The organism is Bacillus pseudomycoides DSM 12442 (assembly GCF_000161455.1).
Classification (GTDB): domain Bacteria; phylum Bacillota; class Bacilli; order Bacillales; family Bacillaceae_G; genus Bacillus_A; species Bacillus_A pseudomycoides.
Genome location: NZ_CM000745.1, coordinates 2080547 through 2091227, shown reverse-complemented (window position 1 = coordinate 2091227; position 10681 = coordinate 2080547). Strand labels below are relative to the sequence as shown.

The following is a 10681-nucleotide window of genomic DNA, read 5'->3' as shown; positions in this document are numbered from 1 at the left end:
CTAATGAGGGGGGTACTTTTTGTACATGTAACAAGTTACATGTATATGCTATTCATCTATTAAAACCAGCGCTCTGTCACAACTTTTTTACGTGTATAGAATTGAACACCGTCTGTTCCATTTGTTCCAAGATCACCATAGAAGGATGCTTTATTTCCAGCAAATGCGAAGAATGCCATCGGTGCTGGAACGTTAACGTTTACGCCAATCATTCCTGCATCGATATTATCACGGAATGTTTGCGCATGTTTACCGCTTGATGTATAAATAACTGCACCATTTGCAAATTTGGATTGATTTGTAAGTTTAATGCCTTCTTCTAAATCTTTTACTCTCACAATACTTAAAACTGGAGCAAAAATTTCATCTTGCCAGATTTTCATATCTTGATTCACACCATCAAAGATTGTTGCTCCAACAAAATATCCTTCACGGGCTTCTCCATTAATTTTACGACCATCTACTAATAAAGTAGCCCCATCTGCTACACCACTATTAATATAGCCTAGTACACGCTCTTTATGAGATTCACGAATTAATGGACCTACATAATTATCTTCATGGAAACCATCGCCAACTTTTAATTTACGTGTTTCCGCTACTAGTACATCAATAAACTCATCAGCAATTTCATCCACAACAGCTACAACAGAACATGCCATGCAGCGCTCTCCACTGCTCGCAAATGCAGAACCAATAACACCTTGTACTGTTTTTTCAAGATTGCAATCTGGCATAACAATCGCATGATTTTTCGCTCCTGCGAGTGCTTGTACTCGTTTTCCATATTTTGTTCCTGTTTCGTATACATAACGTGCAACTGGCTCAGATCCAACGAATGAAACCGCTTGAATGTCCTTATTTTCTAGAATGCTATTTACAACGTCTTTTCCGCCTTGCACTAAATTTAAAACTCCTTTTGGGAAACCTGCTTCATAGAATAACTCTACCAGTCTCTCAGCTAAAAGTGGTGTTCTTTCAGATGTTTTTAATACGAATGTGTTACCGCAAGCAATTGCTAATGGGAACATCCATAATGGAATCATCATTGGGAAGTTAAACGGTGTAATACCAGCAACAACTCCAATTGGGTAACGCCAAATCGAACCATCAATTCCACCTGCAATGTTCGGGAGTGCTTGGCCCATCATTAAATTTGGTGTTGATGTTGCCAATTCTACAGCCTCAATACCACGCTGTACTTCACCACTCGCATCTTTTAATGTTTTTCCATTTTCTAATGTGATAATTTTCGCAAGCTCATCTTTATTTTCTTGCAAAAGTTGTAAATATTTGTATAGCTGTCTTGAACGATTTGGAACCGGCACTTTAGACCATGTTTCATAAGCTGTTTTTGCAGCTTCAACAGCACGCTCCACATCTTCTTTTGGAGAAAGCGGAACATAAGCGATTATTTTCCCAGTTGCAGGATTTGGAACAGCTTCAACTTCCGTACCAGTAGATTCTACCCATTCACCATTAATATGATTTTTCACTCGTTTAATTTCTGTTGTAATCATTGTATTCGCTCCTTTTTTATTGTTATAAGTTCGAATTGTTTCTCACAATTTATAATTCGACGCTATAACCATTCATTATTCATGACTAGAGATTACTTGTTCACTTATCTTCTTATATAAAGCAGCCATGTCTTTTTCCCCATACCCCGCTTTACCCGCTTCATCATACAAGTTCAACAGCATTTCACTTACTGGTAAGTGAAGTTCACTTTCTTTTGCTAAATCAACCGCAAATCCTAAATCTTTCTTTAATAGATTTACAGTAAAACCTGGCTCATAGTTTTCTGGTGCAATAAAGCTTTTATAGTTGCGCTCATAAATTCTACTTTGTCCGTAACTCACATTTAGAATATCAAACATTTTCTCTAAATCCATATTGTTTTTCTTCGCTAAAGTCAAAGCTTCACTTACACCCGCTGTGTAGAAACCTATCAATAAGTTATTAATAAGCTTTACAGTCGTGCCACTATCAATTTGTTCACTTACATGAAACACATTTGCCCCTAATACTTCCATCACTGGTAAACCTTTTTCATATACTTCTTTTGATCCACCGACCATAAAAGTTAATGTGCGATTTTCTGCTCCAATCACCCCACCACTAACCGGTGCTGCTAAGAAATCTACTTTTTTATCATTAGCAGCTTCTGCTAATCTTTTATTCAATTGCGGTGCTACTGTACTGGTATCAATTAGAACAACATTCGGATGACTATTCTCAATTAATCCCTCTTCTCCAAAATAAACCGCTTCCACAGCTCGCGGAGATGGTAAACTTGTAAAAATCAAATCACATGTTTCTGCCAATTTTGCAATTGATAAGCCGATGATTCCTCCATCTTTCTCAAAAGAAGCCTCAGCATCTTTATTTAAATCGACGCCATATACAGTGTAATTTGATTTAACTAAATTTTTAGACATTGGAAGGCCCATATTACCTAAACCAATAAAACCAATCTTTTTCATATTGTTCTCCTCCTATTTAAACAATATATTTTCCGCGATTTATAATGGCTTTTGCAATTTCTCTCTTTTTCATAAATATGTTCGTATATAGAGGTATTGACAGTTGACGAATTTCATCTAGAATAGCGTTTCTATTTTGCTCTTCTTGTACTGCTGCAGAAAGAAGAACCATTGCCGCTGATTCTACTTTACGATATCCTTCCTCACAAAGAACATCTGTTACGAACTGTTTTGTACGTTCTTTTTCTTCACCATTTTTACTCACTGCTTTCTTCGTACGTAAAAATGCTGATTCCATTACATACACATCTTTCAACATGTCTGCTAATACGCGTGAATATTCTTGTTCTTGCTCGATTTTTAATTCAGGAGTTTGAGATAGCGTTTTCAAAGATTGCTTCAATAACTGTTTCGATAATAAAATATAACGATGGTTTCGTTCTATATTTTCAAATGTGCCTTCGTCTACTTGATCTCCTATTTGCTTCGTTTGTTTCATTAACATTTTCGCAACTGTTAAGCGGTTAATTTCATTCGTTCCTTCAAATATACGGCTAATTCTAGCATCACGATATAATCGTTCTACTTCATATTCTTGCATATAACCGTAGCCACCATGAATTTGTACAGCTTCATCCACAATATTTCCTAGTGTTTCCGAAGCATTCACTTTATTAATGGCACACTCCATTGCAAATTGAGACATTTTCCGCATGATGCTTCCATCCCCATTTGTCTCATGAATTGCCTCGTCAATTACGCCTGCTGTTCGATAAGCTGCACTCTCTGCACCGTATGTAGCGATAATCATATTTGCAATTTTCTCTTGAATCATCGTGAAATCAACTAATTCTGTTTGAAACTGTTTTCGTTCTTTTCCGTATTGAACAGATAAACCAATTGCTTGTTTTGCTGTTCCAATATTTCCAAAAGCGAGTTTCAATCTAGCGAAATTGAGGATATTAAGGGCTACGTAATGACCCTTTCCAACTTCCCCTAATACATTTTCAACTGGAATTACAACATCCTCTAAAATGAGTGTCGCAGTCGAAGATCCTTTAATGCCCATTTTCTTTTCTTCTAAGCCAATTGAAACACCTTCACATGTTCTTTCGACAATAAATGCTGTCATTCCTTTATTTGTCTTTGCAAAAACAACATATACATCAGCCATATGAGCATTTGTAATCCACTGCTTTTCCCCATTTAATTTCCAAGTTGTTCCTTCTTCATTTAATACAGCGCTTGTTTTTGCACTTAATGCATCTGATCCAGCATTAGGTTCTGTTAATGCATACGCTCCAATCCATTCGCCTGATGCAATTTTAGGTAAGTATTTTTCCTTCTGCTCGTTTGTGCCATAGTATATATATGGCAATGTTCCTACACCAACATGAATATTAAAGGAAACACTAAATGCTCCTGCATATCCCATCTTTTCTGCTACAAGGCCAGAAACTGCCTTTCCTAATTCGAACCCACCATATTCTTCTGGTACCTCTATACTTAACAACCCAAGTTCTCCGGCCTTTTCAAACAACCCGCGAGAAACTTGATAATTGTGCTGCTCGATATTTTCAATTTGAGGAACAATTTCCTGTTTAACAAACTGTTCTGTTGTTTTTGCGATTAAATCTTCATCACCTGAAAAATCTTCCGGTGTAAAAAAAGTTGTATTAAGATTCTTATTCAGCGAAAAAAATTCGTCCCATTGCAACTTTGTTTTCTCCATCTGTATCCCCCTATCATTTCGGTCTTCATTTTCTTTATATGCAAAATCTATGCCAAACTAAAAACTTGATAGAACCTGGGCTAAATAAATAGAAAACGTAAAACTGTCTAGACAGTTTTACACTGTTTATAACAATTTGTCTAGATTTTGAATCGTGATAATTTGTTATAAAGAGTCGCCCTAGAAATCCCTAACAATGCTGCTGCCTTTGACTTATTCCCTTTTGCTTCTTTTAAAACGCGTTCAATTAATCCTCGCTCTTCCTCTTCACGTACCACTTTCATCGCTTCTTGCTTTGCTGGTAAAGACTGAATCATAGGTACTAATTTCTTCTGTTCCATATCCCGATAATAGAATTCTTCTGGTAAATCCTTAGCTCGTATATGTACATCATCCGATAGTGCAAATAGTCTTTCTAACACATTGATTAATTCCCGAACATTTCCTGGCCAATTGTAATGGAACATAAGGCGTAATACTTCTTTATCAAGTGTCTTTTCTTTAGCACCATACATTTGACATAACTTTTGTAAATGTTCTTCGACAATGAGTGGGATGTCTTGCTTTCGAAAACGAAGTGGTGGAATATGAATCGGAATAACATGAAGACGATGATATAAATCTTCTCTAAATGTACCTTCTCTAACCATTTGTTTTAAATCTTTATTTGTCGCTGCAATTAGCCTAAAATCAACTGGAATTGGATGTGTACCACCAATTCTTTCTATCTCCCTTTCTTGTAAAACACGTAAAATTTTCACCTGTGTTAATAGAGACATATCACCGATTTCGTCTAAAAATAACGTGCCATGATTCGCAAGTTCAAACTTCCCTGCTTTCCCGTTCTTTTTCGCACCTGTAAAAGCACCTTCTGCATAACCAAACAGTTCGGATTCTAGTAAATTATCAGGAATAGCAGCACAGTTCACACTGATAAATGGACCGTTTTTTGTTATACCTGTATCATGTATAGCTCTTGCAAATTGCTCTTTACCAACACCACTTTCTCCAGTAATTAACACAGACGCTTTCGACCCAGCTGCTTTTCGAGCCATTTTTTTCGTTTCAGAAATCGTCTGACTTTCTCCAAGAATATCTTCGAATCGAATTTGCTTCTTCTTCGGTTTAGAAAATAACGGTTTGACAGCACTATCTTTTTGATCAAACCTCTCTAGTATTTTATAAATATCTGAAATCCCTTCATGAATAAGCATGCCTACAGCACCTATCACTCTTCCTTGCTTCCAAATCGGCATCCGATGCACAACTAAATTTTGGCCTTGCAAACGATGCACTTGATTTCTTTCTGGTACCCCTGTTTTTAATACAACTGGAAGCCTCGTATTCTCAATTACATTTTCGGCCAGTTGTCCAATTGCTTCTTCTTTCGATACTCCGACAAAGCGGCTATACGTATCATTAAACATTTGAATGACGCCGTTTTCATCCACAATCGCAATGCCTTCATACGCAGTGTCGAAAGACAAACGAAACCATTCAATTAATTGTTGTGATTCTTGTAATTGCTGTTTTAGAAACTTTTGAAAAGCGAAAAGTTCAGGCTTGTCTATGATTCCTACAAGTACTCCGTCTTGTTCAGTTGTCACATAAAATGGTATATCCTGTAATTCGTTCATAGTTATTTTCATACTACCCTTATTAATAGAATTAGTGACAATCATATGAACTAACATACTTTTATCACTTTTTTGTTGTATCCACTGAATACAATCTGTTAGTTTTACAATGCCAATCATTTGCTTTCCATCTAGCACAGGAAGTTCATCCTTTGATATTTTAATAAGAAGTTTAACTGTTTCAGTAATCGTATCGTTACTTCTCACAAACTGGAAATCTTGCTGCATCCATTTTTCTACAGAGAAATCTTTTGTAGAACTCATATCTTCTCACCTCTTGTATACAACAATTCAAATCATATAAAAAGGCGATGAATTCTCACATCAAGCAGTTGTTCTTGCCCAAGATGTCCCATCATCGCCTTTCTTCTCTGTTCTATTGATCTTCAGATAAAACTGTTTTTGCAATTCCGTTATCTAATTCCTCAAAATCATGATACGAAATTGTTTCATACAATTCACTTCTCGTTTGCATGTTAGATAACCCTTCTTTTTGTGAGCCTGTTTCTTTAATTAGCATAAACACACGCTCATATGCTTTTGCTGCAACGCGAAGTGATGTAACCGGATAAATCACCATTTGGAAGCCCATATTTGCAAATTCTTCTGCACTATAATATGGAGTTTTCCCAAATTCAGTCATGTTCGCAAGCAACGGAACATTTACTTTACTGTTGAACAAACGGAATTCTTCTTCGGATTGAAGTGCTTCCGGGAAAACAGCATCTGCACCTGCTTTTACATAAGCAATCGCTCTTTCAATTGCTGCATCTAATCCTTCTACACCGCGAGCATCTGTACGTGCTACAACAACAAGTGTTGGTGCTACTTCTTTAATCGCTTTAATCTTCTGTACTAATTCCTCAGTGGAAACAAGTTTTTTTCCATTTAAGTGTCCACATTTTTTCGGTAATTGTTGATCTTCAATTTGGACAGCGGCTACATTTGCTTCCACCATCTCTACAGCCGTTCTTGCTACATTTAACACTCCACCAAATCCTGTATCAATATCGACAAGAAGAGGTAAGTCCGTTGCTCTAACAAGATCTCTTGCTCTGTCAGCTACTTCAGTAGACGTTACAATACCTAAATCTGGCAAACCCTTACTTGCTGTATAAGCAGCTCCCGATAAATAAAGAGCTGAAAACCCAGTGTTTTTTGCAACAAGAGCAGCCATTGCATCATGAGCACCAGGGATTTGTAAAATTTCAGGTGCCTCTACTAAAGCTCGGAATCGATTAGCAAGCTCTTCTTGTGTTGACGGTTTATTCACAACCCAAGCCATTCTTATTCCCCCTATACTTAAATTAAGAAAAGATCTACAAATTCATTTACATTCATATTTTCTAACTTTTCTTCATTCAAACAAGCTTCATGAATTTTTTCTTGCTGTTTATTAGAATAATGAACAGCCATATTTGCAGAAAACTTTTGAACAACCTTTGGAATCGCTTCGTCTCTACGGAAACGGTGACCTAATGGGTATTCACACTCTACGTTTTCTGTTACTGTGCCATCTTTAAAATGAACTTGAACAGCGTTGGCGATTGAGCGCTTGTTCGGATCAAGGTAATCCAAACTATACTGTTTATTTTCTACAACAACCATCTTATTTCGTAATTCATCTACACGAGGGTCAAATGCAACTTCATCCTCATAGTCATCTGCAACGATATCGCCTTTTAATAGACCAATTGCAGTAATGTATTGTAAGCAATGATCGCGGTCAGCTGGGTTATTTAATGGACCTTCTTTATCAATAATACGAACCGCCGATTCATGTGTTGTAATTGTAATACGGTCAATTTCCTCTAATCGCTCTTTCACTTCTGGATGTAATTTCACTGCGCATTCTGCAGCTGTTTGAGCATGGAATTCTGCTGGATATGATACTTTAAACAATACATTTTCCATTACATAAGAATCTAAAGGCCTTGCTAATTTTAGTTCCTGCTTATTAAATAATACATCTTGGAATCCCCATCCTGGTGCAGATAATGCTGTTGGATAACCCATTTCACCTTTTAATGCAGTAAGTGCAAGGTAAACACCACGGCTTGTTGCATCCCCAGCTGCCCATGATTTACGTGAACCTGTATTTGGGGCATGACGATATGTACGAAGACTAGAGTTATCAATCCATGCATGAGACAATGCGTTAAAGATTTCTTCACGCGTGCCACCAAGCATTTTTGTAACAACTGCTGTTGTCGCTACTTTTACATATAATACATGGTCAAGACCAACGCGGTTTAAACTATTTTCTAATGCAAGTACACCTTGGATTTCATGAGCTTTAATCATCATTTCAAGTACATCGCGTACTTTTAATGGTTCTTTTCCTTCTGAAATACGAACGCGGCTCACATAATCTGCAACAGCTAAAATTCCACCTAAATTATCAGACGGGTGTCCCCATTCTGCAGCAAGCCATGTATCGTTATAATCCAGCCAACGAATCATACATCCAATATTAAAAGCACCGCGTACTGGATCAAGTACAAATGATGTTCCTGGTACACGTGTACCATTTGGCACAACTGTTCCTCGTACAACTGGTCCAAGGAGTTTCGTACATTCAGGATATTGCAGCGCTAAAATTCCGCATCCAAGCGTATCAAGTAACACATAGCGTGCTGTGCTAAATGCTTCTGAGCTCGTCACCTCTTTATTTAATACATAATCCGTAATCTCTTCTAAAATTGCATCTTTTTGTTTAATTTCATTTGTTTTAATCATGCTATCCTTCCCTTTCTGTCGAAAATTCGTTATTATTGAGGATGGGTGTCGGTCAAACACCCACCTGGCGGGCGGCCTTAACAACTCCCCAGTTGTTTTTATTTGCTAAGCACATGTCGCTCGCCGATATAATTTACACGTGGGCGGAACAAGCGATTGTTTGTATGCTGTTCAATAACATGCGCACATAAGCCTACTGTTCTAGAACTGAAAAAGATTGGCGTGTACAGTTGAATTGGAATACCTAACATCCAATATACTGGAGCTGCATAATAATCTAGATTCGGATAGATTCCTTTTTCCTTCTCCATAATTTTCTCTCCAGCTTCACACATTTCATATAATGTATAATCACCTTTTACATCACATAACTGTTTTAAAGCTTCTTTCATCATGAGTGCTCTTGGATCTATCTTCTTCATGTAGACGCGATGTCCAAATCCCATGATTTTTTCTTTGTTATATATTTTTTTTTGCAGTAACTCTTCAAATTTCTCAACATTTCCAGCTTCTAACAGCATGTACATAACTGCTTCATTTGCACCGCCATGTAGGCTTCCTTTTAAGGATGCGACTGCTCCTGTTAAAGCACCATATAAGTCTGATTGCGTAGATGCGATAACGCGAGCTGTGAATGTAGAGTTTGGCATTTCATGTTCACTATATAAAACTAAAGAGCGGTCGAAGATTTTCTCTTCAAGCTCAGTCGGTTTTTTACCAGTTAACATATAGAAGAAATTCGCACTATACGATAACTCCTGAAGCGGCCCGATTGGCTCTTCATTGTTTAAAATATGATAACTGTTCGCAACAATATTTGGCACTTTGCTTAACAATTTATAACCACGACTTTTGTTCACTTCTAGCGAACGGTTTTCAATATCGTTATCATAACCAGCTAATGCTGATACACCTGTACGTAACCCATCCATCGGGTGTGTTTCTTTTGGCAATGCTTTTAAAACATTGAATACACCTTCTGGTACTTCATATTCTTCCTTCAATTTCTTTTCAAGTTTTTCCTTTTCATCCTCATTTGGTAGATGTTCTTCTAATAAAAGGTGCACAATGTCTAAATAACCTTTTGTCTTTGATAGTTCAATTAAGTCATATCCTTGAATAACAATTTCACCTTTTACCGTATCGAGAAACGAAATTTTCGTCTCCGCTGCGACTACACCATCTAATCCCGGGGAAAATTTTTCTTCAGCTTTCATTATCATTTCCTCCAATCCTAATAGATCTTCGTGCACATAACTGTAAGCCTTTACAACATTGTGAACTACATTTCTATTTCAATGTATCAGAGTTTTTAGAAGATTTCAATTTATTTTATAATGATAAGTTTCCTATACTTTTCCTGCTGTAATAAAATTGTTTTTTAAGAATAAAGTCTAAATTTTTTATCAAAAAGCCCGTTGTCCCTTCTTTTTCTTTTAAACCGAAATATATTGATTTTCAATAAAATTCCATATAAAGCTTATACAACAAACAATTTACTCCGTATATTTTATTATCTTTTTTCAGCACACAAAAAAGCGAGTTGTACATATACACAACTCGCTCACACTTATTTTATATATCGATATTAATTAAATACAATTTTTATATAAAATATTTTCATTTTTAATAAAATTATTATTTTACATAGTTAAATTCAATTTCGTCCATTTTCTTATGATAGCTTACTACTAAATCACAGTCCCGAAAATACCAAATATCGTCGGAATCGACAAAAAAAATTGAATGCCATCCTGTTCAACAGATGCGGCTATATCTTCTGACACCTCAAAAGCCACTCCTAAAGAATAACTAGGCTGAATGGTGCTATTATCTCCATATAAAAACTCATAAAAGATATTATTTATTACAATCATATTGTATCTTTTTATACAGGAACTTCCTTCCGTAAATAGATGTGTTTTTATAAAAAAAGTCCACCATCTATAGTTGGAGTTAGTCTTTCGACTATTGAACTATTAAATAAGTTTATATTTTTTTTGAATATAATTATTGAAAGCGGCTCTTCATTTTAACTTCATGCCCCCAATACGATTTTTTAATAAAGTTTTCTGTAGAGCTTATAT

General features: G+C 36.3%; 7 protein-coding genes and 1 pseudogene. All 8 read right to left on the bottom strand.

Annotated elements, in window-relative coordinates:
• Positions 1 to 59 precede the first annotated feature (59 nt).
• On the bottom strand, positions 60 to 1520 hold the full coding sequence (locus BPMYX0001_RS10400) for a CoA-acylating methylmalonate-semialdehyde dehydrogenase (protein WP_006094820.1): 1461 nt from the start codon (positions 1518 to 1520) through the stop codon (positions 60 to 62).
• A gap of 75 nt (positions 1521 to 1595) precedes the next feature.
• On the bottom strand, positions 1596 to 2486 hold the full coding sequence (locus BPMYX0001_RS10395) for an NAD(P)-dependent oxidoreductase (RefSeq protein WP_006094819.1): 891 nt from the start codon (positions 2484 to 2486) through the stop codon (positions 1596 to 1598).
• Between the two features lie 16 nt (positions 2487 to 2502).
• Positions 2503 to 4218 (bottom strand): acyl-CoA dehydrogenase family protein, encoded by a 1716-nt coding sequence (locus BPMYX0001_RS10390; RefSeq protein ID WP_006094818.1) that lies wholly within the window; start codon positions 4216 to 4218, stop codon positions 2503 to 2505.
• 140 nt (positions 4219 to 4358) lie between these two features.
• Positions 4359 to 6119: a sigma-54-dependent Fis family transcriptional regulator gene (locus BPMYX0001_RS10385; protein WP_006094817.1), complete on the bottom strand. Its 1761-nt coding sequence runs from the start codon at positions 6117 to 6119 to the stop codon at positions 4359 to 4361.
• A 112-nt stretch (positions 6120 to 6231) separates the two neighbouring features.
• Positions 6232 to 7140 (bottom strand): methylisocitrate lyase, encoded by a 909-nt coding sequence (gene prpB, locus BPMYX0001_RS10380; protein WP_006094816.1) that lies wholly within the window; start codon positions 7138 to 7140, stop codon positions 6232 to 6234.
• A gap of 17 nt (positions 7141 to 7157) precedes the next feature.
• The gene (prpD, locus tag BPMYX0001_RS10375; RefSeq protein WP_006094815.1) at positions 7158 to 8594 is read right to left on the bottom strand and encodes a 2-methylcitrate dehydratase; all 1437 of its coding nucleotides are present in this window, start codon (positions 8592 to 8594) and stop codon (positions 7158 to 7160) included.
• Positions 8595 to 8692: 98 nt separating this feature from the next.
• Positions 8693 to 9811 carry a citrate synthase gene (gene mmgD / locus BPMYX0001_RS10370; RefSeq protein ID WP_033798863.1) on the bottom strand — a complete coding sequence of 373 codons (1119 nt, stop codon included), beginning with the start codon at positions 9809 to 9811 and terminating at the stop codon, positions 8693 to 8695.
• A gap of 421 nt (positions 9812 to 10232) precedes the next feature.
• A pseudogene (locus BPMYX0001_RS34715) lies at positions 10233 to 10435 on the bottom strand (HesB/YadR/YfhF family protein); the annotation flags it as partial.
• Positions 10436 to 10681 lie beyond the last annotated feature (246 nt).

What these genes read in the sequence shown, in the direction of transcription:
- BPMYX0001_RS10400 (WP_006094820.1), bottom strand. Translation starts at nt 1,520, where the DNA reads ATGATTACAACAGAAATTAAACGAGTGAAAAATCATATTAATGGTGAA.
- prpD (WP_006094815.1), bottom strand. Translation starts at nt 8,594, where the DNA reads ATGATTAAAACAAATGAAATTAAACAAAAAGATGCAATTTTAGAAGAG.
- BPMYX0001_RS10395 (WP_006094819.1), bottom strand. Translation starts at nt 2,486, where the DNA reads ATGAAAAAGATTGGTTTTATTGGTTTAGGTAATATGGGCCTTCCAATG.
- BPMYX0001_RS10385 (WP_006094817.1), bottom strand. Translation starts at nt 6,119, where the DNA reads ATGAGTTCTACAAAAGATTTCTCTGTAGAAAAATGGATGCAGCAAGAT.
- prpB (WP_006094816.1), bottom strand. Translation starts at nt 7,140, where the DNA reads ATGGCTTGGGTTGTGAATAAACCGTCAACACAAGAAGAGCTTGCTAAT.
- mmgD (WP_033798863.1), bottom strand. Translation starts at nt 9,811, where the DNA reads ATGAAAGCTGAAGAAAAATTTTCCCCGGGATTAGATGGTGTAGTCGCA.
- BPMYX0001_RS10390 (WP_006094818.1), bottom strand. Translation starts at nt 4,218, where the DNA reads ATGGAGAAAACAAAGTTGCAATGGGACGAATTTTTTTCGCTGAATAAG.